This is a genomic window from Amycolatopsis sp. 2-15 (genome assembly GCF_030285625.1).
In the GTDB taxonomy this organism is placed as follows: Bacteria; Actinomycetota; Actinomycetes; order Mycobacteriales; family Pseudonocardiaceae; genus Amycolatopsis; species Amycolatopsis carbonis.
The window spans coordinates 7,509,303-7,533,066 of record NZ_CP127294.1; the positions used below are offsets into that span (position 1 = coordinate 7,509,303).

17 protein-coding genes are annotated in these 23,764 nt (G+C 69.8%); 5 read left to right on the top strand and 12 right to left on the bottom strand.

What is annotated here, in order from left to right; all coding sequences use genetic code 11:
• Window positions 1-13: 13 nt before the first annotated feature.
• The 8 genes from QRX50_RS37285 to QRX50_RS37320 all read right to left on the bottom strand — a co-directional run bounded on the left by QRX50_RS37285 (window position 14) and on the right by QRX50_RS37320 (window position 8,878).
• Complete coding sequence (locus QRX50_RS37285) at window positions 14-784, bottom strand: SDR family oxidoreductase (protein WP_285967765.1); 771 nt, start codon at window positions 782-784, stop codon at window positions 14-16.
• Window positions 781-1,848, bottom strand: a complete 1,068-nt coding sequence (locus tag QRX50_RS37290) for a zinc-dependent alcohol dehydrogenase (protein WP_285967766.1) — start codon at window positions 1,846-1,848, stop codon at window positions 781-783. The genes QRX50_RS37285 and QRX50_RS37290 overlap by 4 nt, the downstream gene beginning before the upstream one ends.
• On the bottom strand, window positions 1,845-2,699 hold the full coding sequence (locus QRX50_RS37295; protein ID WP_285967767.1) for an amidohydrolase family protein: 855 nt from the start codon (window positions 2,697-2,699) through the stop codon (window positions 1,845-1,847). The genes QRX50_RS37290 and QRX50_RS37295 overlap by 4 nt, the downstream gene beginning before the upstream one ends.
• On the bottom strand, window positions 2,696-3,640 hold the full coding sequence (locus tag QRX50_RS37300; protein WP_285967768.1) for an aldo/keto reductase: 945 nt from the start codon (window positions 3,638-3,640) through the stop codon (window positions 2,696-2,698). Before QRX50_RS37300 ends, QRX50_RS37295 begins: the two co-directional genes overlap by 4 nt.
• On the bottom strand, window positions 3,637-5,568 hold the full coding sequence (locus tag QRX50_RS37305; protein WP_285967769.1) for a DUF8034 domain-containing protein: 1,932 nt from the start codon (window positions 5,566-5,568) through the stop codon (window positions 3,637-3,639). Before QRX50_RS37305 ends, QRX50_RS37300 begins: the two co-directional genes overlap by 4 nt.
• Before the next feature lie 94 nt (window positions 5,569-5,662).
• Entirely contained in the window at window positions 5,663-6,604 is a 942-nt protein-coding gene (locus tag QRX50_RS37310; RefSeq protein ID WP_285967770.1) for a carbohydrate ABC transporter permease, read from the bottom strand.
• Window positions 6,594-7,514, bottom strand: coding sequence for a carbohydrate ABC transporter permease (locus QRX50_RS37315; protein WP_285967771.1), 921 nt, complete (start codon window positions 7,512-7,514; stop codon window positions 6,594-6,596). Before QRX50_RS37315 ends, QRX50_RS37310 begins: the two co-directional genes overlap by 11 nt.
• Entirely contained in the window at window positions 7,511-8,878 is a 1,368-nt protein-coding gene (locus QRX50_RS37320) for an ABC transporter substrate-binding protein (RefSeq protein WP_285967772.1), read from the bottom strand. The genes QRX50_RS37315 and QRX50_RS37320 overlap by 4 nt, the downstream gene beginning before the upstream one ends.
• 286 nt (window positions 8,879-9,164) lie before the next feature.
• Here QRX50_RS37320 and QRX50_RS37325 point away from each other — a divergent pair, with 286 nt between their 5' ends.
• Both QRX50_RS37325 and QRX50_RS37330 read left to right on the top strand, forming a co-directional pair.
• Window positions 9,165-9,944 (top strand): FadR/GntR family transcriptional regulator, encoded by a 780-nt coding sequence (locus tag QRX50_RS37325; protein WP_285967773.1) that lies wholly within the window; start codon window positions 9,165-9,167, stop codon window positions 9,942-9,944.
• Between the two features lie 414 nt (window positions 9,945-10,358).
• A complete protein-coding gene (locus QRX50_RS37330; RefSeq protein WP_285967774.1) occupies window positions 10,359-12,020 on the top strand; it encodes a long-chain fatty acid--CoA ligase in 1,662 nt (553 codons plus the stop codon).
• Window positions 12,021-12,029: 9 nt separating this feature from the next.
• Here QRX50_RS37330 and QRX50_RS37335 read toward each other — a convergent pair whose 3' ends face one another.
• The gene (locus QRX50_RS37335) at window positions 12,030-13,976 is read right to left on the bottom strand and encodes a helix-turn-helix domain-containing protein (RefSeq protein ID WP_285967775.1); all 1,947 of its coding nucleotides are present in this window, start codon (window positions 13,974-13,976) and stop codon (window positions 12,030-12,032) included.
• Here QRX50_RS37335 and QRX50_RS37340 point away from each other — a divergent pair.
• A complete protein-coding gene (locus QRX50_RS37340; protein ID WP_285967776.1) occupies window positions 13,956-15,344 on the top strand; it encodes an MFS transporter in 1,389 nt (462 codons plus the stop codon). The two genes, QRX50_RS37335 and QRX50_RS37340, sit on opposite strands and share 21 nt — an antisense overlap.
• Before the next feature lie 51 nt (window positions 15,345-15,395).
• Window positions 15,396-17,006: a tannase/feruloyl esterase family alpha/beta hydrolase gene (locus QRX50_RS37345; protein ID WP_434533378.1), complete on the top strand. Its 1,611-nt coding sequence runs from the start codon at window positions 15,396-15,398 to the stop codon at window positions 17,004-17,006.
• Window positions 17,007-17,688: 682 nt separating this feature from the next.
• Here QRX50_RS37345 and QRX50_RS37350 read toward each other — a convergent pair.
• Entirely contained in the window at window positions 17,689-18,240 is a 552-nt protein-coding gene (locus tag QRX50_RS37350; RefSeq protein WP_285967778.1) for a DUF302 domain-containing protein, read from the bottom strand.
• Window positions 18,241-18,345: 105 nt separating this feature from the next.
• On the bottom strand, window positions 18,346-19,185 hold the full coding sequence (locus tag QRX50_RS37355) for an alpha/beta fold hydrolase (RefSeq protein ID WP_285967779.1): 840 nt from the start codon (window positions 19,183-19,185) through the stop codon (window positions 18,346-18,348).
• Between the two features lie 507 nt (window positions 19,186-19,692).
• Here QRX50_RS37355 and QRX50_RS37360 point away from each other — a divergent pair.
• Entirely contained in the window at window positions 19,693-20,505 is an 813-nt protein-coding gene (locus QRX50_RS37360; RefSeq protein WP_285967780.1) for an SDR family NAD(P)-dependent oxidoreductase, read from the top strand.
• Window positions 20,506-20,568: 63 nt separating this feature from the next.
• Here QRX50_RS37360 and QRX50_RS37365 read toward each other — a convergent pair whose 3' ends face one another.
• Window positions 20,569-23,355: an AAA family ATPase gene (locus QRX50_RS37365; RefSeq protein ID WP_285967781.1), complete on the bottom strand. Its 2,787-nt coding sequence runs from the start codon at window positions 23,353-23,355 to the stop codon at window positions 20,569-20,571.
• Window positions 23,356-23,764: the final 409 nt, after the last annotated feature.

Below are 23,764 nucleotides of genomic sequence, written 5' to 3' on the forward strand. Positions count from 1 at the left end.
GCGCGGGCGGGGTTCATCGGCCCAGCCATCCGCCATCGACCGGGATGAGGGCACCGTGGACGTAGTCCGACGCCGCGGAGGCGAGGAAAACGGCCACACCGGCGAAATCCTGGGGCCGCGCCCACCGGCCGGCGGGAATGCGGTCGAGGATGGCGGCGGAGCGTTCGGGATCGGCGCGCAAGGCCTGAGTGTTGTCGGTCTCGACGTAGCCGGGGACGATGGCGTTGACGTTCACGCCGCGGCCCGCCCACTCGTTGGCCAGCGCACGGGTGAGCCCGGCGATGCCCGACTTGGCCGCGGCGTACCCGGGCACGTTGATGCCACCCTGGAAACTCAGCAGCGAGGCGGTGAACACGATCTTGCCCCGGCCGCGCTCGAGCATCCCGGCGCCCACGGCGCGGGTGAGCGCGAACTGGCTCGTGAGGTCGACGGTGAGCACCCGGTCCCAGTCGGCGTCGGAGTGTTCGGCCGCCGGGGCGCGCGCGATGGTGCCGGCGTTGTTGACCAGGATGTCCACGGGCCGGCCGAGGCCGGCGAGCGCGTCCGCCAGGTCCGCCACGGCGGCCCGGTCGGTGAAGTCGGCGCTCAGCGCGATGCAGCGGCGGCCGAGCGCGGTCACGCGGGCCTCGACCTCGCTGCCGGACGGCTCCTGGTGCGCGCTGACGGCCACGATGTCCGCACCGGCGGCGGCCAGCGCCTCGGCCATGCCGAGCCCGATCCCGCGGCGGGCGCCGGTGACCACCGCGAGCTTGCCGGTGAGGTCGAAAGCGGACAAGCCGGTCACCGTGCCTCCCGCCCCTCGCCGGTCCGGCAGTCGACGAGCACCTTCATCACGCCGGCCCCGCTTTCCAGCGCGGTGAAGGCCTCCGTGACGCGCTCGAGGGGTTCGATCCGCGAGATCAGCGTTTCGGCCGGGATGGCCCCTTCGGTGAGCAAGCCGACCGCGGTGGTGAAGTCCTCGCGCTCGTACAGCCGCGCGCCGAGCAGGGTGAGCTCTCGCCAGAAGAACCGGTGCAGGTCCACCTCGCGGGCCACCGGGTGGATCGCCACCTGGACCAGCCGGCCCCGCGTGGCCAGCGCGGTGACCGCCGTGGTCACGCCCGCCGCCGCGCCGGACACCTCGAACGCCACCTCGGCACCAGCGCCGCCGGTCCACTGATCGAGGGCGTCGGCGAAGTCGCCGGCCGCCGGGTCGAGCGCGGTGAGGCCCAGCCCCTCGGCGACGGACCGCCGGTACGCGTCGGGCTCGGCGAGCACGACCGACGCGCCCGCCCGCCGCGCGACGAGCGCGATGAGCACACCGATCGGTCCCCCGCCGACGACGAGTGCGTGCTCCCCCTCGCGCAGCTGGGCACGCCGCACGTCGTGCACGGCGACCGCGGTCGGCTCGACGAGCGCCGCGTGGTCCAGCCGCAGGTCGCGGGGCAGCGGCACGAGCGTGTCCGCGGGCACCGTCCAGCTGTTCTGCAGGGCGCCGGACGCGTCGATGCCCAGGAAGACCAGGCGGTGACACACGTGGGTGTGGCCCGCCCGGCAGGCGGGGCAGTCACCGCACCACCGCAGCGGCAGCACCGTGACGGGGTCGCCGGGCCGCCAGTCCGCGACCCCGGCGCCGACCTCGGCGACCCGGCCGGACATCTCGTGCCCGATCACGGCGTGCGGCGAGACCCGCCCGTCCATGTCGCCGTGGAAGATGTGCAGGTCGGTTCCGCAGATCCCGGTGTAGGCCACGTCGACCCGGACGTGGCCCGGCGCGGGTGGCTCGGTGTCGCTCGGCTCGACGACCAGGGCGCGGGCGCCGGCGTAGGCGACCCGGCGAGCGGCGGTGCCGCGTGTCAGGGAGGTCATTCGGGGTCCTTTCGTGGTCCCTGCTCGGCGCTGCGCACCCGGTAGGTCCGGGCGGCGTTGTCGTGGAAGACGGCTTCGGCCGCGGCAGCCGGATGAGCGGCGAGTGCCTCGCGGACGAGGCCGAGCCACGCGTCGTACTCCGTGGCCAGCGTCAGCACCGGCCAGTCGCTGCCGTAGAGACAGCGGCCGGGGCCGAACACGTCGAGTGCTTCGCGCAGCGCGTCGACGACGGCGTCGCGGCCGGTACCCGGCGGGATTTCGGTGGCCAGGCCGGAAAGCTTGCAGAGCACGTTGTCGCGTCTGGCAAGCCGCCGCAGATCGCGGCGCCACCGGTCGTAGCCGGGTCCGCCCGGTGTGGGTTTTCCCAGGTGGTCCAAGATGATCGTGGTCTGTGGGCAGGCGGTGGCCAGTTCGGTCAGCTCCGGCAGCTGGTGCGCGCGGACGCAGGCGTCGAACGGCAGGCCGGCCTCACCCAGCATGCGGACCCCCGCGCGGAAGTCGCGGTCGCCGAGGAAGCCAGGCGGTTCGTCCTGCGCGTTGCGCCGTACCCCGACGACAAACGGATCGTGCTCGTCGACGAACTCGCGGGCCCGCACAGGGTCTCCGAGCTCGACGTGGGCGACGATCCCCCGGATCCACGAGTGCCGGCGCGACTCCTGCCGGATCCACGCGATCTCGGCGGCGGCGTCGGCGGGCACCCGGCCGGCCTCGACGACGATGACCTCGGCCCGGCCCGGGAGCTGCTCGGGGGTGCGAGGACGGTCGAGCTCGGCGACGTCGTCGAGCCACGGGTAGCGCATCCGGCGCGGATCCCAGAAGTGCACGTGCGAGTCGAGGACGGCGGCGGTCACGACCGCTCCCCCGGGTGCTGGTTCTCCGGGCGCCCGTTGACCCACCCGCGGTCGCGGACGGGTTCGAGGCAGGCCTCGACTTCCTGCACCAGGCTCTCGTCGAGGGGCTCGGTCAGCCAGCGGACGTCCCGGCGCACCTCGTCCGGGTCCGCGGCGCCGACGATCGTGACCGGGAAGTCCCCGGTGCTCACCGCGTACTGCAGGGCGACACGCGCCAGGTCCGCCCCGCGTTCCCGGCACACCGCCGCGGCCTCGGCGCACCGCTGCAGCACCTCCTGCGGCGCGGGGTGCCAAGGCGGTGCGCCCTGTTGCGTCAGCGCGCCCAACGCCAGCGGGGCCGCGTTGAGCACGGCGGTGCCGAGGCGCTCGAAGCGCTCCCGCCATGCGGCGAGCCGCCGGTTCTGCAGCGTGTACTGGCAGTAGGAGATGATCGTGTCGACCGGGGCTCGTTCGGCGACGTACGCGAGTGCCGGCAAGGGAAAGCCGGTGATCCCGACCGCGCGCACCAGCCCCGTCTCCTGCAGGGCCCGCAGGGCGGGCAGGGTTTCGCCGATCACCTGGTCGAGGTCGCCGAACTCGATGTCGTGGCACTGCACGAGATCGAGGTGGCCGGCACCGAGCCGCGCCAGGCTTTCGTGCACGCTGCGCGTGACCCGGACGGCGCTGAAGTCGAAGTCGGCCGGTCCGTAGCGGCCGACCTTGGTGGCCAGCACGTAGGTGGACCGCTCGACACCGCGCAACGCTTGTCCCAGCACGGTTTCCGCGATCGTCTGCCCGTAGAAGGGCGACACGTCGAAGAACGTGATGCCGAGCTCGATCGCCGTGTGCACGGCGTCGATGCCACGTTGCCGGGCCGGGCCGATCAGCCGGCCCAGCGGTGCGGCACCGAAACCGAGCCGGGAGACCTCCAGCCCGGTACGGCCGAGCGGGGCGCGGTTCATTCGGGTTCGCCCGACGGCGTGGCCTCGAAGGGCGTGGTGTACGAGGGTGTGCGGGCCCGCAGCGCCAGCTCCAGCGTCAGGCTGATGCGGGTGGACGGGGGCAGGTCGACTTGCAGCCAGGGACCGTCGAGCGCGATCGACGAGGACGTCACGACTGGTTCGCGATGGCCGTAGTCGTACAGGTCGCCGATCCACGACGGGTCGTCGCAGACGCTGTAGCGCGCCGCCCGGACGTGGTGCTCGGCGAACGCTCCGGCCTGGACGATCACCGACCGGGTCGCCAGCGGGTCGAGGTTGACGAGTTCGACCACCGTTTCCTCCGGCTCGATGCGCGAGACCAGCGCCGCGACCGACGGGGGCAGACCCGGGCGGCGGGCGTTCGCGTCGTAGTAGCGCACGCGGGCCTGCTGCAGTCCGCCGTTGTAGACGACCTGCGGACCGCCCCAGGTGAGCTGGACCAGCGCTTCGGTGACGACCGGGTTCGACTGCTGCCAGAGGTGGATGTCGGCCTCGGGGACGTCGAGGCCCCGGTAGCGCTCCATCCGCGCCAGCCGGTGGCGCACCTGGGCCTGGGCCGCCGCGAGGATTCGCTCGGGGTAGCCGGGATTGTCGCCGGACAGGTAGGCGAACCACGGCTCCTCGTGCCCGGCCTCTTCCTTGCTGCGGAAGGAGCGCACCGTTCGCCAGTCGTGGCCGGCGGCGGCGCGCAGCCGTTCGAGGCGCTCGCGGTCGTCCCGGGACCCGGAGTGGTGCCACAGCGCAGCCGGCACACCCATCAGCATCGGGTTGTGGTCGAACCACCCGTGATCACCGTAACGGTAGGGCACGTGCAGCGTGGGCGTGTCGACGTCCGGGCCCAGCTGCACCGTCCACTTCGACTGCAGGCTGGAGTCGGCGTCGGTGAAGGCCATGACCTTGCCCTGGCCGATGATCGTGTCCAGCGCCGGGCGCACGAGGTCGGTGTAGCCGTCGTCGCCGGTGGCCATGGCCGCGGCCAGCGCGGCGACGATCGCGGCGTGCCCCACGCTGTACCACCCGTGCGGCCACGACCAGCCGTAGTGCCCGCCGTACCACCGGCCCTCCAGCAGGCCGCCGACCGTGCCGTCGGGAGCGACGTTGTCGGGCAGGACACCGCCGTTGGCGACGGCCCGTTCGCGCCAGGCACCCACGTAGTCGGCGAGCCAGTCGCGGTAGCGGCGGTCGCCGGACAGCAGCAGGGCGTTGAAGACCAGCCCGGACACGGCGAGGTTGACCGCTGTGTCCCCCACCCCCATGCGGCGGCGCATCTGCTCACCCAGCCGGGGATCGGGATCAGCCGGCGGCTGCCCGGCACCCGCCGGCACGAGCCACTCCAGGGGGAAGCCGTACATCCGCGCTTCTTGTGGCAGCCAGGGGTACGAGTCGCCGTCGAAGAGCCCTTCGCGCGCGGGGTCGCTGCCGTTGTGGGGACGGCGGATGACGCGGTGCTCCGGGTCGTAGTTGCCGTGGGCCGGATCGACGTACAGCTCGGCGAACCGCACAGCGCGCTCGCGCCACCGCTCGGGCGCGGCCATGCACAGGAAGTACAGCAGCAGCAGGCTTTCGCCTTGGTGGAACCAGTCGTAGCCGCGTTCGTACTCGTCGCTCAGCATGCCCAGCTCGGTCAGCTGACGGGTGACGCCCTCCCAGTGCCGCTCCGCCTCGCCGAGCAGGTCGTCGGAGCCGCCGAGCAGATAGAGCTGGGGCCAGTTGAAGAAAGTTTCGTAGAAGTCGTCCACCCCGTCGCGGGTGGTGAGGCCGCCCCGGTAGACGAGGCGCCCGTCCGGGCCCGTGTAGTCACGCGCGAACCTGCGCCAAGCCGTGTCGAGCAGGTCGAACAGCTCGCGCTGCGCGATCGCCCAGCCCGGGGGTTCGAGCAGCGGTACCGAGGCCGTGATGACGGGAAACATCGAAGATCTCCATTCGGGGGCGGCGCCACCCGCGGACGGCACCCGAGGTGCCGCCGCACGCGTGGACGGTGGTTCCGCGTCGAGCCGGGGTGGGCTATTCCTTCGTCGCGCCGGCGAGCATTCCCGCGACCAGGAAGCGTTGCGAGAACAGGAAAACGAGCAGGACCGGCGTGATCGCGAGCAAGGTCGCCAGCGCCAGCTCCGGGCGCTGGACCGCGGCGGTGCCGACGGTGGGGTTGAACTGCGGGACCGCGTTGAGGAGGTTGCCCAGGCCCACCTGGACGGGGAACTGGTCGCTCTCCGGCAGCAGGACGTAGGGCAGGAAGTAGTTGGTCCAGTTGGCCACGAAGCTGAAGAAGCCGACGAGCGCCACGACCGGCGTCGCCAGCGGCAGGGCGATGTGCCGGAACACGCCGAACTGCGAACACCCGTCGAGCTCCGCGGCCGCGACCAGATCACGCGGCAGCGAGGTGCTGAAGTAGATGTAGGTCAGGTACACCCCGAACGGGTAGAACGAGTACGGCAGGATGATCGACCACATCGAACCGATGAGGTGGACCGCGTTCACCTCGAGGAACAGCGGCACCACCAGGGTCGCGTTCGGCATCAGCATGACCACCAGAGTCGCGACCAGCAGGGTACGGCGGCCGCGGAACTGGTTCATCGCGAGGGCGTAGCCGGCCGGGATCGCGACGCACAACGTGATGACCAGCGCGATGAACGAGTACACCGCGGAGTTGCGCAGCCACAGGAAGATGGCGTTGTCCTGGAAGGAAGTCAGCGCGGTCCAGTTGTCGGCGAGCGCTTGCCACGAACCGAACGACAGCGGGTTGCCGTGCACCAGCTGGTCGTCGGTCTTCGTGGCCGCCAGCAGCAGCCACACGACCGGCAGCACGAAGAACACCAGGAACAGCACGAGCACCAAAGCCGACAGCGGGTTCGGCCGGCGCCGGCCGCGCCGCGGCCGTCCGGAGGACGAGCGGGCGCTTCCCGCCGAAGTTGTGGTGGCTGCTGGGGTACGGGTGTCAGTCGGCATCGAAGAACCCCGATCGGGCCACGAACACGCCAGCGACCACGAGACCGATCAGCAGGAGCTCGACCGAGATGGCCGCGGCCGTGTTCACGTTGTTGTTCTGGAAGGCGAAGTCGTAGGACAGCTGGTTGAGCGAGTAGTCCCGCCCGGCGACGCCGACACTGGCCTGCGAAAGCAGCTGCGGTTCCACGAACAGCTGGGTCCCTCCGGCGAACGCGAGGATCATCATGTAGACGATCCATTTGCGCAGCAACGGGATCTGGATGTGCCAGGCCGTGCGCCACGCGCCCGCGCCGTCGATCCGCGCCGCTTCCAGCAGATCGGGAGAGATGTTGTTCAGCGCGCCGTACATCACCACGATCCAGCCGCCCGCGCCGGTCCAGAACGCGATCAAGGTGAACAGCACTGGCAGGTGGCCCGGCGCCACGACCTCGCCGAAGGTGCTGAAACCCAAGGCCCGCATCAGGAAGCTCACCGGGCTCACCGTCGGGTCCAGCACGAACAGCCAGACCATCACGCTCGCCGCACCGGCGAGCGCCCCCGGGATGTAGTACAGGAACCGCAGGACGCGGCTCACCCCGGCCGAGCGCACGCGGTGCAGCACCAGAGCCAGCCCGACCACCAGCACCACCAGCGAAACCAGCCAGCACACCAGGTACAGGGCCACGTGGCCGATTGCGGACAGGTAGCGGAAGTCGCCTGCGGCCGCGACGAAGTTCGCCACGCCCGCGAAGTTGTCGCCGGCGTCGGTGAACGCGAAATACACCGCGTACACCGTCGGCACGACCCCGAACGCGATCAGCAGCACCACGTACGCGGCGACGAACAGGTGCCCGCCCCGGCCCGGCCAGGTCGCCCGCCGTCGTCGCGACGGGCTCCCGGCCGGGCGGGCGGTGGTGGACACTGTGCTCACTGACTGACCTCGTAGCCGTCGGACCGCGCGTAGTCGGTGACGGCCTTCTGCCAGTCGGGCAGCATCGAGACGATCGTCTTGCCCGCAGTCAGCCCGGGCGTGACCGTCGCGGCCCAGATCGCCTCCTGGCTGAACTGGCCGTAGCCCCAGCCCGGCCACACCTGCGCGGCCGCGGTCTGCAACGGCCCGGTGATGTCACCGGAGTAGTAGCCACTGGACGTCTGCTTCGCGAGCCAGGCCTTCGCCGCCGGCGCGTACGCCGGGTAGCCCGGCGAGACCTTGCCTTGGTATTCGTCCGAAGTGGACACCCACGTGAGGAAATCAGCGGCGTCCTTGAGGTTGGCACTGTGGGCCGAAAGCAGCCAGGTGCCGCCGCCGACGTTGCCCACCGAAGGCGCGTTGTCCCCCGCCCACTGCGGCAGCGGAGCGGCCGCGATCTGGCCCGCGGGCGTTTTGAACGCCTCGTTGAAGATCGAGCCGCCGAACCACGAGGGCCCGGGCATCATGAGGACCTTGTCGGCGGAGTTCTTGTCGAAGTCCGAGCTGAACACGCTGCTGGTCGCCATGGTGTGGTTCTGGACGAGGCTGTCGAGGAGCGCGGCCATCCGCGTGCACTCGGCGCTCGTCGTGTCGACCTTGACCGCCTTGGGCGCGGTGATCCGGTTGGCGCCGCACTTGCTCGCCCACAGGTAGATCTCCGGGGTGAAGTTGTCCCCCGCCGTCCCCACCAGGTAGCCGGGGTGCTCGGTGGCCAGGCGCTTGCCCAGGGCCTGGTACTCCTCCCAGGTCTTCGGCACCTGATAACCCCACTGCTTCATCAGCGGCGCGTTGTACCAGAGCACGGTCTGGGCGAGATCGTTGCGCAGGCAGTAGAGCGTGCCGTCGACCATGCACGGATCGTTCGCACCCGGGGCCCACCCGCGCAGGGTGGCGTCGGAGATCAGGCCTTTGTTCAGCGGCGCGGTGAACCCCGCCTGCACCGCCCAGGACGCTTCGTTGTTCTGGGAGCTGAACACCACGTCCGGCCAGCCGCTGCGGGTGCGGTTGAACAAGCTCACCTTGGTTTGCAGGTAGTTCGAGCCGTTGGCGTCGCCGTCGTAGGTGACGATGTCCATCTTCACCGCCGGGTGGGCCTTCTGGTACAGCTGCGCGGCGGGCAGCCGCGTCGAGTCGACCCAGACGGTGAGCTTCCCGCCCGTCTGCTGCACCGGCTGGAACCCGTTCTGCGCACCGGCTCCGGTCCCGCCGTTGCCGCACGCGGCGACCGCGGCCAGCACGGCGGCGACGCCCAGCGCGAGGCCCGCGAACCGGGCGCGGCGGTGGGTTGCTCTCCTGGCGCCGGCGGCATCGGCTTTGGCTGTCATGACTACTCCACTCCATCGTGGGGACCGCAGGTTGAACCCGAACGGACAACGAGGTGCCGGTTATGTGTCCGACACATCTGACGCCGTCGGTCGCTTCGGAGGTATATAAGAGCCCGTGTCAGAGCTTCCGTCAAGAGGTAAGGCCCCGTTTCCTCAAGGCAGGCTGAACCTGAGCCGCCAAAATGAGTAGTACTCATTTCTCGAAGCTGCGCCGACGTGTACGATCCTTGAAGTCGTGAGGGGCAAGTCGTACCCTCGCGTTGACCGAACCGAAGGAGGCGAGTGGGTGGACGGCGTGCCCGCACCGGTCGAACCCGACCCCAGTGGTGACGACCGGGTGGCAACCCCGCCGCAGGCCGCGTACCGGCCCGGGTACGAGGTCGTCGCCGAGCAGATCCTCCAGCTCATCGCGCAGCTGCGGCTCCAGGCCGGTGATCGCATGCCCACCGAGAACGAGCTGGCCGCGCAGCTGGGAACCTCGCGCACGGTCGTCCGCGAGGCGGTCAAGATCCTCTCCGCGATCGGCCGGGTGCGCGCGCAGAAAGGCCGCGGGCTCTACGTCGCCGACGACGAAGGCATGCTGGGTTCGGCGCGCTGGGGCAGCTTTTTCCTGCCGACCGACCTCGACCACGTCTACATGCTCTTCGAGTTCCGGCGCGTGCAGGAGATGACCGCGAGCCGGCTGGCGGCGACCCGGGCCACCCCCGCGGAGCTCCGGTCGATCGAAGCGGCCGCGGAAACCTGCCGCCAGGGGCATTTGACCGGAGAGGCGGTGCTGTTCGACCGCGGGGACGACGAGTTCCACCTCGGCATCGCGGCCGCGTCCCACAACCAGTTCCTCCTGGCCGCCGTCCGCGAGGTCCGGCGGCTCCAGCACCAGTCCAGCACGATCGGCCTGCGCGGCACCGTCGGCGGGCACGCCGCCGAGGCGATCGACGAACACGCCGCCATCTACCAGGCGATCCGCGACGGCGATTCGGAGGCCGCCGCGCAGGCCGCCGCGGTCCACCTGGACAACACCCTCGAGGACTACCGCCGGGAGATCCAGCGGCGGGTGTTCGGCTGACGCGCGAGGTTCAGCTCGCACCGCGCGTCCCCGACGGCCGACCGACCGGCGGAGCCGTCCGTTCCGCCGACGGCCTGACCCCGGCAGCGTCGACCTCGGCCGGCCGGGGCGCGTCAGGGCCCGGCTTTCGGGGCACCTCGCGGCCTGCGTTGTCGGTTTACTCCAGGCTGGGCACGAATCTCACTGAGATCAGCCAGCGGAAAACGGCGCGGCCTCGGTGCGCAACACCGATCACAGCCGTCGGCCGGCCAGGGCCGGGACCGAGCGGAGTGTGGGGAGTCTCCGCCGAAACCGACGGGCGAGTGGATGGTTCCTCCCTCGGGTCCGCGCTGGGCCGCACTTAAAGTCTCTTGCGGCGGTGAGCGGATGCCGCCCGTCTCCTGGGGCGAACCCGCCGGCCGAAAGAGAAAACCGATGCCTGAGCAGTCCCCCGTCTCCCCTCCCGCCGAGGCGACCGGCACCGTGGAAGGGCTGATGCAGCCTCGGCCGCTGACCATCGCGCACATCCTGGAGCGCGCCGAGCGGCTGTATGCGCACAAGCATGTGACGACGGCCGGTGGCGAGCGGCTCACCTACGCAGAAGTGACAGGCCACGCCCGGCGGCTGGCCACCGCGCTGGACTCACTCGGCGTCCCGGCCGGTGCCCGCGTCGCCACGTTCGCGAGCAACAGCCGCCGCCACCTGGAGCTCTACCTGGCGGTACCGGCGACCAAGCGGGTGCTGCACTCCATCAACATCCGCCTCTCGGCGGAGCACCTGGAGTACATCGCCGGCCACGCCGAGGACGACGTGGTGTTCGTCGATCGTGGGCTGCTGGCGAGGATCTGGCCCAGCGCCGGGAAGCTGCCGCGGGTGCGGTACTGGGTGGTGCTGGCCGACGGCACCGACGACCCGATCCCGGCGGACCCTCGGATCCTGGACTACGACGAGCTGATCGCCGGTGCCGAGCCGTTCGCGGGCTCGTTCGAGGAGACCTTCGCGCTCGCGGACGAGAACCTGGCCTCCGGACTGTGCTACACCTCCGGCACCACGGGACCACCCAAGGGTGTGCTCTACAGCCACCGCTCGACGATCCTGCACTGCTTGGGAACACTGGCCGCCGGGCTCATCGGCCTGTGCGAGAGCGACGTCGTGATGCCGATCGTGCCCATGTTCCACGCCAATGCGTGGGGTCTGCCGTACGGCGCGATGATGGCGGGCGCGTCCCTGGTGCTGCCCGGTGCGTCCGCGGAGCCGGCACACCTGCTGGGGTTGATGGAAAGCGAGCGGGTCACCGTGGCCGGCGCCGTTCCGACGGTGTGGACGAGCCTGCTTCCCGAGTTGCGCCGGCACGATCTGAGTGCCACGCGGTTTCTGCTCGGCGGCGGGTCGGCGGTGCCCCCGGCGTTGTCCGAGGCCTGCCGCGCCGCGCTCGGGGTGCCCGTCACGCACTCCTGGGGGATGACCGAGATCAGTCCGGTGGGAGCCATCGGCGGCACCCGCACCCAGCACCGGGACGCGACCGAAGCGGACCAGGTGGCCGTGCGCGCCGCGCAGGGGCAGCCGCTGCCACTGGTGAACGTGCGGATCACCGATGTCGAGACCGGACAGGAACTGCCGTGCGACGGCAGCGCTGTCGGCGAGCTGCAGGTCGCCGGCCCGTGGGTGGCCGGCGGCTACTTCCGGACGGACGACGGCGAGAGCTTCACCGGTGACGGCTGGCTGCGCACGGGCGACCTGGCCACTATCGACGCGCACGGGTACCTGCGGCTCGTGGACCGGATGAAGGACCTCATCAAGTCCGGTGGCGAGTGGATTTCCTCGGTCGAGCTCGAGGCCGCGCTCTCCGCGCACCCCGACGTCGTCGAGGTCGCCGTGATCGCCCGCCCGGACCCGCGCTGGATGGAGCGCCCCGTCGCCTACGTCGTCGTGCGCGAGGGCAGCGCCGCCACCGCCGCGGACCTCACCCGGCACCTCACGCCGAGGGTCGCCAAGTGGTGGTTGCCCGACGAGTTCGTCTTCATGACCACGCTGCCCAAGACGGGCACGGACAAGCTGTCCAAGACCGCGCTGCGGGAATCGCTGCGCCCGGCCTGAACCAGTCCGTCACGACGAGGCGATCGCGATCGCGCGCAGCCCGTGCAGCCGCAGTCCGAGCTGCAGTTCCAGGTCGTCGTTGTCCCGCCAGTCCTGGCCGAGCACGGTGCCGGCGCGGTCGAGCCGTTTCAGCAGCGTGTTGACGTGCACGTGCAACGCCCGGGCGGTTGCCGCGACATTGGCGCGATGGACGAAGTAGGCGGTGAGCGTGCCGACGAGATCGCTGCCACGGCGCTGGTCGTAGTCGAGCAGCGGGCCGATCGAGCCGGCGATGAACCGGTCGAGTTCCCGGACCCGTTCGGGGTCGAAGACCATCGCGTAGAGGGCGTACCGGCCCGCGGTCGCACCCCCATCGGTGTGCCCGAGCGCGCGCATGACCGCACCGCAGCGGCCGGCGAGTGAGAAAGCGCGTGACCAGTCGTGGTTGGTCACGCGTTCGGCGACGACCACGACCGGCCCACCCGCGGCGCGGCGCAGCCGTCGCTGGACCTCCTCGACGGTCTGCTCGTCGTCGGCGCTGGGGAGGATCATCGTGGCCCGGCCGAGGTGTTCGCCGGCCAGTCCACAATGGTCTCGCGCGATGTCGTGCAGGTGGCGCGAGAGTTCGGTCGAGGACGACGTCGCGGACTCCGCGACGAGGACGAGAACCAGGCGGTCGGGATCGATGCCGCGGGCACGGGCCCGGACGCGCTGGGCCGCGCCGATCCCGGGGCTGCCCACCATGAGCTCGGTCAGCAGCTCCCCGCTCAACCGCTCACTCGCGTCGGCGACCGCGCGCTCCTTCAGGATAAGCAGTCCCATGACGTGCGTGGCTCGCTCCAGGGTCCGCAGGTCGAGATCGACCACGTCGCCGGCTTTCCGGCTCCACGCCAAGGCGCCGAGATGGCTGTCGCCGGCCCGGATCGCCGCCACACTGCGGGCGACGCCCGCCTTGTCGACCGACATCGTGCAGCGCCCCGAACGATGTGCGGTCCGGACGGCCTCGGTCAAGTCCGCCTCCGCCGGGGGTGGGCTCGGCTCCACGCCTGAATCCCGGTGCACGACGACCGCGCCGGTCCGGTCCAGGAGGGTGACGCTGCCCCCGAGCTGGTCAGCCAGGAGCTGCGCGACATCGCCGGGCGTCCCGCCCTCCAGCACCGCACCGGTCAGCACTTCGTGGGTCGCTTGCGCCCGCTCCATGACCGCCATGTGGTCCTCGATCTTCCGGTACGCCACCTGCAAGTCCTGCAGGGCCGTCCGGCTCGCCTCGTAGAGCCGGGCATTGTCCAGGGCCACCGCGGCGTGATCGGCGAACGCGATCAGCAACGCGATCTCGTCGGCTTCGAAGGACCGCTCGGTCCGGTCGGCGGCGAACAGGGCGCCGACGGCCTCGCCTCGGATGACCAGCGGCACTCCCAGCAGCGCGACGAGTTTCTCGGTGCCGACCAGACGGTCGAAGCTCACGTCGTGGTCGATCACCGTTGCGGAGGCGTAGTTGCGCACCCAATACGGCCTCCGCGAAGCCAGCACTTTCCCGCCGAGCCCCACATCGGCCGGGATGCACGCCGCGAGAAAAGCGGCGGAGATCGTCCCCTCCGAGGCCCGGGCCGAGAGCTTGCCGTCGTCGCCGACCAGCGACAGGTAGGTGAAGTCGGTGCCCATCAGATCGTGGGCGTGGTGAACGATCGACTGCAGGACCTCGTCGAGTTCGCCCAGCGCGGTCAGCGACTTGGCCGTCGCGTACAACGACGCCAGTTCACGTTGGCGGCGCAGCAGCGACATCGACTCAGCGTGCTCAGCCCTACCACCGGCCACGATGCCGTCCTCCTTGCACTGGTGGGCGAAAGCCCCACCGAATCGGCGTGAGGTGTGGGTGATGCACACCTCATCCGCAGAGTAGTGGCTCCTTAATATGACCGCCATCACGTGCCGATGTCCTCGACCAAGGCAGGATCCATGACCAATCCGATCGCCCATCCCACCGGACAGTCCGGTGACGTCGGCTCCGACCTTTCCCCGGCCGGACGCCGGGCCTTTCGCAAACTGCTGGCCGCGGGGCTCGTCGGCAGTTCGATCGAGTGGTACGACTTCTTCTTGTACGGCACGGCCGCGGCGCTCGTGTTTCCCCACGTGTTCTTCCCGAACGCCTCGGCTCTGACCGGAACTCTGCTCGCGTTCAGCACTTTCTGGGCCGGCTTCCTGGCGCGTCCGATCGGCGGGGTGATCGCCGGGCACCTCGGCGACAAATACGGGCGCAAGCCGGTCGTGGTCACGTGCCTGGCCGTGATGGGGGCCGCGACCTTCCTGATCGGGTGCCTGCCGAGCGCCGGCTCCGTCGGTGCACTGGCTCCGACGCTGCTGGTCGTCCTGCGCTTCGTCCAAGGACTCGCGACCGGCGGACAATGGGGCGGCGTCGTGCTGCTGCTGACCGAATCCGCAGGCCCCAAGCGGCGTGGTTTCGCCGGAACCTTCGGGCAGACCAGCGTTCCCGTCGCCGTGATCATTTCGAACCTGATCTTCGTGGCTGCCAGTGGCTTCATGCCCGACGACGCCTTCCTCAGCTGGGGCTGGCGCATCCCGTTCCTGGTCAGCGTCGTCATGTTCTCGGTCGTCATCTACATCCAGTCCAAAGTGGAGGACACCCCGGAGTTCCGCGCTCTGCAGGAGAAGGCGGCCCAGTCCGGCAACACGGTGGTGCGGGCTCCGCTGGCCCAGGTCGTGCGGAGCAAGTGGGGCACCATCCTGCTCGGCTGCGGGCTCCTCTCAGCCACCAACAGCCTGTTCTATGTCAGCATCTCCGGGCTGCTCAGCTACGCGACCGACGCACTGGGCGTCAAGCGTGACCCCCTGCTCGCCGTCGTGCTGGCCGGCTCCGTGGCGATGCTCGTGGTCATCCCATGGTCCGGGCACCTCTCCGACCGGGTGGGTCGCCGGCCGCTGATCCTGATCGGCGGCCTCGGTGTCGCCGTCTGGGCCTTCCCGTACTTCTGGCTCGTGGGCACCGCGTCGCTGGCCGCGATCTTCGTCGCCGTCGTGGTGGGTTTCATCTTCCAGTGTCTCACCTACGGCCCGATCGCCAGCTTCCTCGCCGAGCTGTTCGCGCCAGCCGTCCGGTACTCCGGTGCGTCGCTGGCCTATCAGCTCTCCGCAGTCATCGTCAGCGGTGGCACACCGTTCCTCATGCCCGCGCTCATCGCCGGGACCGGGAGCACCGTCCTGGTCGCCGTCTACATCTTGCTGATGGGGCTGATCACCTTCGTCAGCGCCTGGTTCCTGCCCGAGACCAACCCCGCCGAAGTCCGCAACGATCCGCACGCCCTTCCGGGCGCGCACCTCTACCGCTGAGGAGGGAACGGCGTGAGTGCAACAAGGGTGAAGGGCGCGATCGCGTTGGCGATGGCTCTGGTGCTGGGTACCACGGGCCTCGGCTCCAGGCCCGCCGCCGCGGAGCCTTCCTCGATGACACCGGACTGCGCCGGGCTGGCCGGTCTCCGGATTCCCGCGTCGGTCATGAGCCTGCCGACGACCGGCGGACGCGTCGAGTCCGCTTCGGAGACCACGAGCGTCCTGAGTGGACAGACCGTCGAGTACTGCCACGTCGACGCCGACCTCTTCCCCGTCAACCCAGCCGCGCCCGACATCAAGATGAGCGTCGATCTGCCCCGCGGCTGGAACCGGAAGGCGCTCATGTTCGGTGGCGGCGGCTTCGACGGCATCGTTCCCGACCTGACGGCGAACGTGCCGTTCGGCCCGGTCGACCAGCCGGTGCCGCTGGCCCGCCACTACGCGACGTTCGCGAGCGACTCCGGCCACCAGCAGGACCCGGCCGCCACTCCGTCACTGGACGGGACGTTCGGCGTCAACGACGAAGCCCTGACCAACTTCGCGGCCGGCGACGCGCTCAAGAAGACTCGCGACGCCAGCCTGTTCCTCATCCGGCACGCCTACCGGGCCGCGCCGGCCGAGGTCTACTTCGCCGGCGGTTCGACCGGAGGCCGTGAGGCCCTCATCGTCGCCCAGCGGTGGCCGACCGCGTTCGACGGCGTGATCTCCGCGTACCCGGCGTGGAACAACCTCAGTGAGATCCTGGACCTCGGGTATCTGGCGCAGATCCTGTCCCGTCCGGGAGCTTTCCCCGAGCCCGCCAAGCAGTCGCTGCTCTACACCAGCGTCGTCCACGCCTGCGACGACCTGGACGGGGTCGCGGACAACGTCATCTCCAACCCGAGCGGCTGCCACTTCGACCCGCACTCGCTCCGGTGCCCCGGTGGCGCCGACACCGGGCCGGCGTGCCTGTCCGACGCCCAGATCGACGCCGTGACCGCCATGTCCTCACCGTTCCGGTGGCCGTATCCGGTCGCCAGCGGCGAGACCCAGTACCCCGGTTTCCCGTTCCTGTCGGGTGCGGACATGAGGACGCCGTTCCTCGGGTTCGGCACCGCCGCGCCCGCGAATCCCATGCCGGTGACCAGCGGCTACGGGATGCAGTACTGGGCTCAGTGGGTCAAGCACTTCCTGACCCGGGACCCCGGCTACAACCCGCTCGACCTGGATCCCGGCAACCCCGGCAAGTGGCTCGGGCGGATCAGCCACCTGTCGACGATCGAAGACCGCAACAATGCCGACCTCCGCCCGTTCGCCCGCGCCGGCGGCAAACTGATCCTGCTCCACGGCGCCGCGGACGAACTGGTTTCCCCCTACTCCACCAGCGACTACTACTCCCGCGTGCGCACTCTGCTCGGCCCTCGTCCGACCGACGCGTTCATGCGCTATTACGTCGTGCCGGGGTCGAACCACGCGAACTCGGGCACACCCGCCTTCGCCGCGTCGTGGGACTCACTGTCCGCGCTCGACCAATGGGTCCGAAGCGGCCAGTCTCCCGCGAACCCGGTCGTCGCCGACGCGAACCACGGCAACCGCACCCGTCCACTGTGTGCCTATCCACAATGGCCCAAGTATCAGGCCGGTGATCCGGACAGCGCGTCCAGCTTCGTCTGCACGCGCTGACGGCACCGGCGGGCTCTACGGCACGCCTTTCGTGCACATCGGGCTGCAAGAACTCGATGCCGAAACTCGTCGGGCGTCGGCTCGATCGACTCGATCTCGCCCAGGCCTCGCTTGCTCACCGTCCACAGTGGTCGGTGGCGGGCCCGAGCTGCGCCCGAGCTGTCGCGTTGCCGTCCGCGGGATGATCTCGGCGGTGGCTTCAGCCGCGGCGAATGCAGCTTCGGGTAGCGCCACGCTCGCGGCGGTGTGGCGCAGATCGTGCAGCCGGACCGGCGGAAACCCGGCCCGACGGGCCAACTCCTGGACTCGAGCGGTCACGTCCCCCCGGGGGCAGCGGGCTGCTATAGGTTGAGTGAACAACAAGCTGCTATATCGAACCACGCGGCATCGAGCCTGGCCCGAGCCTTGTCCTGGGTGGTGAGGTGCGTCCCGAGGACGACTTGGGCGCCAACTCACCGGTGTCCCAGCCGTACTGAACGATCTGATTCGCCACCTTGAGCATCGCCGCGGCCAGATACGGAGGCGGTGGACGCCGGTGTCGCTGTGGGCGGTGCGCAGGAGTCGGCCGTCGGGTAACCGCTGTTGTTCCGGCGGTCCGGCCTGGCCTCCACCGACCGTCGGCGTCGCCACTCGGCGGCGCCGGCCGGGGACGCACCAACCGCCACAACGGCTTTCCTGATCGTCAGTTGTGGAATGCGTCAGTGATCAATTCGCCCGGAACCGGTAGGCCGAGGTGCTCGAGGAGGGCGGCCAGCTTGGCGTCGAGTTCTCGCCCGACCTGCCCGATGCGAGGATCGTGAAAGCTGTCGAATCGCGTGCTGGGCTGATCGATTGTGAACCGGGTGCGGTCGTCGTGATCCACGTAGATCGCGGTGCGCAATGGCGCATAGAGCATCACTGAGGGGTCGTGCCGGAACATGCGCTGAGCGTAGACGTGATTGCCCATCAGGTATTCCGCGCACGGACGCGATTCGGCGGCCAATTCCATCAGAGAGCCGACATCGGTTCCCCAGTACCGAATGAAGCTGTGCGGGGCGTTTTCCTCAGCAGCCTCGCGGACGACGTCCCAGCCGGCCCGTTCCCTCTTGAACTGCTCGATTCGAGCAGCGTCGAGCACCGGTACCGCGCGTTCGTAATCGTCTCGGAATTCCGAAAAGGTTGTCGTGACGGGGATGGTCAGGCGGAGCACCTCGTGTGCGAAAGTCTGGATGGAAGGGGAATCCTTGGCGGGCATGGCGTTGCTGTCCTTCGATGGTCATGGCTGTTGCTCGACGGGGGTCGGGGGAACCGGTGAGAGCGGCCCCACGGTGCCGATCGCCGACGGCACCGTGGCGGCCGGTCAGTCGCGGAGGAAGTCCAGTACCTGCTGTACGAACAGGTCGTGGTACTGGAAGATCCCGCCGTGGCCCGCGTCCGGGTAGATGCTCAACGTGGCGTTGGGCAGCAGCCGCGCGAGGTGGAACGAGCTGATCGTCGGCACCAGAATGTCGTTGTCGCCGTTGACGACCAGGACAGGCTTGTCCACGTCGGCCAGACCGGCAGGTGAGGTGCCCTGCTCCCATTTCGTGGCCGCGGCCAACTGGGCACCGATCGTCTCGTCCGTCACGAGCGTGTCGCGGTCCTCGGTTCGCTCGTCCAGGCGAGCGAGAAAGGCATCCGCGGCTTCCTGGCTGCGGAGCGTCGGCGAGAAGAAGAGAAAGTGCTTGGGGTGCTTGCCTTCAGTGGCCGACTTCCCGAAAGCGCTTTGCAGCCCGGCGCCCCAGCCGGCAGGCCCTTCGTCACCGGCGGGCGAGGTGCCGGCCAGGACGATTCGCCGGACCAGATCGGGTCGCTGCTGGGCGACCGCCTGGGCCACCATGCCACCCAGGGAAAAGCCCAGCAGATCGGCGGTGTCCAGCCCGAGAGCCTCCAGGAAGGTCACCGTGTCGGCGGCCATCGCCTCGATGCTGTCGGGGGTGGTGCCGCCGGAGCCGCCGACGCCCCGGAGGTCCACCACGATGACGCGTCGCTCAGCCGCGAAGCCGTCGACCACGACGGGGTCCCAGTCGTCCAGCACCGCGGTGATGTGGTTCAGCAACACCAGCGGCCCGCCGGCGGCCGGACCCAACTCGCGGTACGCGAACGGTGTTCCGCCGACGTCCACCGTCTCGGCCGGTGCTTGCACAAAACTCGCTGCCATGTCTTGCCTTTCTTGCGCGGTGGCACCGCGCTCGTTGAGGGGAATTCGCCTCCTGGCGCTGTTCGACAGCCTCGCCTGGATCGGCGGGGAGCCGCTTCCGTCGGAAGACCACCGCCGGGCAGCGCGGCACTCCGCGCCAGGCAGTCATTCCTCCGTGCGACCGCTGTGTGCGCAGGTCGGCGCAGTCAGGACGAGCTGACGAAATCAGGTTTCGTGATGAGCTACGCGCACACTGAACCGATTGAGGTCCCACCCGGGGTCGGCGATCGACGGAAATCCCCTTGCCCGTTACCGTGCGATCGGCACGGCCTGAGCTTTCACGTGCTCGGGGCCGGATCAATGAGCCGCAGTCTCGCTGGCAGTCATTCGACTTATGCGAACGGATTCCGTCATGCCGACACTGATGGGACAGCCGGGAGTGAGCCGGTGATGGCGAGCCGGCCTGTGCCGACCGTTCTCGGTCACCGCTCCGCTTCCATGATCTGCCGAAGAGCAACGAGGAGCACCATGTCACAGATCGTCCTTGTTACCGGGGCCTCCAGTGACCTCGGAGCTGCCACCGCCAACGCGCTGGCCGGTTCAGGCCACACCGCATACGCCGGGATCAGCCCGGCAGTCGTCCACCCGGTCGGCCGCCTCGCCGAGCCGAGCGGCCGCGGCGCGCGCCTGCGCCCCATTTCGCTGGACGTGGCCGACCAGCGCTCGGTCTCGACCGCGGTCGGCGACATATTGGCGGAAGCCGGAAGAATCGACGCAGTGGTCCACGCCGTCGGCCCGGTGCCCCGGGGACCGCTCGAATCCTTCACCCCTTACCAGCTGGCGCAGATCTACGACGCGCATGTGTTGTCCACTCAGCGTGTCAACCGTTCCGTGCTGCCGCAGATGCGCCAACGGCAGGAAGGCCTGCTGGTGTGGGTGGTGCCGGCGAACCACGAAGCCGAGGGCGCTCCCTACCTTGCGCTGCACTCCGAAGCGGTCACGATGATCGACCATCTCGCAGCGAGCTACGCCCAGGAGCTCATCGAGTTCGGGGTCGAGACCACGATCGTCGTCCCCGGCTTCCTGGTCCCCGAGACCGGCCCGCGCGTTCGCACCGTCCATCCGGACGACGCCGAGACGGTTCAAGCCTATGAAGGCCGATACCCCGGCCTGGTCCACCGGGTGGACTCGAAGCTGGCCGAGCACGCGCTCACGGGCGCGGAGGTCACCCTCGCGGCCCAGGCCATCGCGGCCGTCGTCGGCAGCCCCAAGGGCACCCGTCCACTGAGGATCGCTCCCGGCCGACCCAGCGCCGCGTCCGGCCAGGGCGCCGTGCGGTAGGGCGGTCAACCTGGCCGGGTTGACGAGAGGTTCACCGACTCGTCGTTCGTCACTGTGGCGGTGTCATTTCTCCAGCGCCGCGAGCGCGTCGCGAAGTGCCGCCCTGGAGGTGATCCCGAGCTTCGGAAAGATCTGGTACAGGTGTGCACCGATGGTCCGGTGCGAGAGGTACAAGCGCTCGGCGATCTGTTTGTTGCTCAAGCCGGAAGCCGCGAGATCCGCTATCTCCCGCTCCTGGGGCGTGAGCACTTCTCCGCTCGCCGTGGTTCTCGATGCGCCCCATCCGGTGGCCCGGAGCTCCTTGGCGGCACGGTCCGCCCAGGGCCCGGCGCCGAGCAGCGAGAAGGCGTCGTACGCCAGACGCAGCGGCTCTCGCGAGTCGGCGTTCGCCCGGGCGCGTCGCAGCCGTTCCCCATACGCCAGTTGCACACGGGCCAGATCGAACGGCCACCTTTCGACGCCCGGCCTCGCCAGCGCCTCCTCGAACAGGCGCACCGCCTCGTCGTCCTCGGTGGCGCACAACGCCGCCGAACCGGCGGCAAGCAGGCTGAGCCGCGGGGACAGCGCACCGATGTCGGCCTCCCGCATGGCCCGCACGTGAGCGGCGGCGGCGCTGTGCCGGTCGGTCCGTACCGCGGCTTCGACGACGTCCAACGCCACCCACAACGCATGCGGCACGTGGGAGGCGAACGTACCCGCTGGGCCCAGGGCCGTCGCGTTCCGATAGGCGCTTTCGAAGTCACCACGGCCGGATTCGGCGACGGTGCGGACGTGCCGGGCGTAGTGCAGTGCTGCCCCCACTCCCCGGGGTGTGGCCCAGCGAACGATCTGGTCGGTCAGGCGGTCGGCCGCTTCGTCGTCGCCTCGGGCCGCGGCGACGACGGCTTGGCAATACCAGAAGTACCAAGTGAAGAAGTGATACCCGGAGTCCTGGCACACCTGGGTTCCTTCGTCTGCCAGTTCCAGGCATTCGTCCCACCTGCCGGTGAGATAGTCGTCCAGGCACAGGTGCATCAACGCGCCGACGTGCCGGCGTGGCGGACCGCCGTCGCGCCCTTGGAGAACGACTCGCCACGACGGCTCGCGGACATCTGCCAGGCGATCGACGTAGAGCGCGCCGGTGCCCGCGCGAACGATGCGGCCGGGGTCGGTTTCCTTCTGCAGGTCGCTGAGCACGGATTCCAGCTGCTCCAGAGCCCCGGCACCGGAACGAACCGGGTCGGAGAAGGTCTTGGCGGCCACCGACAGCAGGGCGGGCGGCTCCGGTCGCAGGCGTCGAAGCGTTGCGTACAAAGGATCCCACAGCTCCGCGCGGCCACTGAAGAAGCAGAGGAGCAGCAGCAGGTGGAGCGCGTCGATGAGGGCGCCGTCCTGGGCGTCGTAGCGGTGCATGCCGGACTCGACGGCGCCGGCCAGCAGTCGGTGGGCGGTGTCGATGTCCCCGTCGCCGTTGATGATCAAGAAGACAGCGGCGGCCGCGAAGTGGAGGGAGCCCATCAGCTCCGGGTCGGCCAAACGGGCGCCTTCGAGCAGTTCCGAGGCGTTGCGGAGCTGCCCGGTCGCGTCGGCGCCGATGTAGGCGGCCTCGGCGAGCCGGCGAGCGCGATCCGAGCCGCGGGGGCTCAGATCGGCAGCCCTTACCAGCGCTGCCACCGCACCGACGGCGTCTCCGCGGGCCGCGATGCGACGCGCCGCTTGTTCCAGCAGGCCGGCCACCTGCTCATCCGGCTCGACGGAAGCTTCGCCGAGGTGCCAGGCCCGCCGCTCGGGGTGGCTCACCAGCACCTCGGCCAACGCTCGATGAGCCGCTCGGCGCTCGGCACTCGTGCAAGCGTCCACGACCGCCGAGCGGATCAAGGGGTGCCGGAAAACGAGCCGGCGCGTACCTTCGTCGAAAGCCACCAGCCGATCCTGCTCGGCCGAGGCGAGGTCGTCGAGGTCGGATTCGTAGCCGGCCTGCCGTGCGGACGCCTGCAGGAGCGCGAGATTACCGGTTCCCTCCAGCGTCGCGAGCAGTAACAGCCGCCGTGCGGCGAGGGAGAGGGCAGACGCCCGAGAGACGAACAGCGCCTGGAGCCGTTGGCTGAGCGGGAGTACTGGGGGAAGGCTCTCCAGGGCCGCGCGCTGCTCGCCGCTCAGCGCCGTGGGCAGCTCGAGCAGAGCCAGCGGGTTCCCCTCCGCCACCGACAGCAGTCGCTGACGCACCCGAGCGGCCAGCGTCGGGAATCGGGTGTTGAGCAGGAGCTCTGATGACTCTCCGTCCAACGGCGGCACCTCGTACTCGGGCAGGCCACCGCGGTTGAAGAAGGTCTCACTTCCCGAGCGCATGGCGCCGAGGAAGGTGACGCGGGTGCCGCTGAGCCTGCGGGCGACGAAGCCCAGTACAGCGGCGCTGGCCCGATCAAGCCACGGCAGGTCGTCGACGATCAGGAGCAGCGGGCCGGCCTTGGCCACGTGACGCAGGAGCATGAGAGTCGCGTTCGACACGACGAGCCGTTCCGGCGGTGATCCGCTCCCGAAGCCCAGGGCGACTTGCAGCGCATCGGCGTGTGGCGGGTCGAGTTCCCCGAACGCCTCATAAAGGGGGAAGAGGACCTGGTTCAGTCCGGAATAGCTCACGTCGGCCTCGAACTCGACGCCGGCGGCACGCAGGACCCGTGAGCCACTCGCGACCGCGGTTTCGGCCACGGCATCGAGCAGAACGGTCTTGCCCACCCCCGCCGCGCCCGACAACAGGAGCGCCCCACCGCGATCTGTCGCGGCGAGGAAGCCGCGGATCCTCTCGAGCGCCACGCCGCGTCCCACCAGGGAATCGACACCACCGTGTTCGAAAAGGCCGTTGTCGCGCACCGGATCACGCTCCCCCGCCTGCGCGGCCCGTCGAGAATTCCCGGCCCGGCGCCCGGCCTCGCGGGCCGGACTGTCCACAAGCGATTCGCCGGTGTGCAATTCTGGCTGTCAACGTAGGCGATCCTTCACTCCTACCGCGCGGGGTGCTGACGTCAGCCGTTGTGCAGACGGGGCGCTCAAGCAGTGGTTCCGCGTTCGGGTGTTCGATAATTTCGGACAATGCTCCACAGCATCGCGTGAAAGTTGGCGTGGGCCGGCCAGGTCAGGTCGCCGCTCGCCGATGTGGCGTCGGGCGGCGGCAACACCTCGCGGCGATCGCCCTTCGGCGACACTGCGCGACCGTATTGTCCGCAGCCGGATCGTCCACGGTTGGATTGGATCTCGTGAAATGATCCGATGTCATATGATC

Coding starts and splice junctions, on each gene's coding strand:
- QRX50_RS37290 (WP_285967766.1), bottom strand. CDS start 1,848: ATGACCTCCCTGACACGCGGCACCGCCGCTCGCCGGGTCGCCTACGCC.
- QRX50_RS37300 (WP_285967768.1), bottom strand. CDS start 3,640: ATGAACCGCGCCCCGCTCGGCCGTACCGGGCTGGAGGTCTCCCGGCTC.
- QRX50_RS37305 (WP_285967769.1), bottom strand. CDS start 5,568: ATGTTTCCCGTCATCACGGCCTCGGTACCGCTGCTCGAACCCCCGGGC.
- QRX50_RS37310 (WP_285967770.1), bottom strand. CDS start 6,604: ATGCCGACTGACACCCGTACCCCAGCAGCCACCACAACTTCGGCGGGA.
- QRX50_RS37320 (WP_285967772.1), bottom strand. CDS start 8,878: ATGACAGCCAAAGCCGATGCCGCCGGCGCCAGGAGAGCAACCCACCGC.
- QRX50_RS37330 (WP_285967774.1), top strand. CDS start 10,359: ATGCCTGAGCAGTCCCCCGTCTCCCCTCCCGCCGAGGCGACCGGCACC.
- QRX50_RS37340 (WP_285967776.1), top strand. CDS start 13,956: ATGACCAATCCGATCGCCCATCCCACCGGACAGTCCGGTGACGTCGGC.
- QRX50_RS37335 (WP_285967775.1), bottom strand. CDS start 13,976: ATGGGCGATCGGATTGGTCATGGATCCTGCCTTGGTCGAGGACATCGG.
- QRX50_RS37345 (WP_434533378.1), top strand. CDS start 15,396: ATGGCTCTGGTGCTGGGTACCACGGGCCTCGGCTCCAGGCCCGCCGCC.
- QRX50_RS37350 (WP_285967778.1), bottom strand. CDS start 18,240: ATGCCCGCCAAGGATTCCCCTTCCATCCAGACTTTCGCACACGAGGTG.
- QRX50_RS37355 (WP_285967779.1), bottom strand. CDS start 19,185: ATGGCAGCGAGTTTTGTGCAAGCACCGGCCGAGACGGTGGACGTCGGC.
- QRX50_RS37360 (WP_285967780.1), top strand. CDS start 19,693: ATGTCACAGATCGTCCTTGTTACCGGGGCCTCCAGTGACCTCGGAGCT.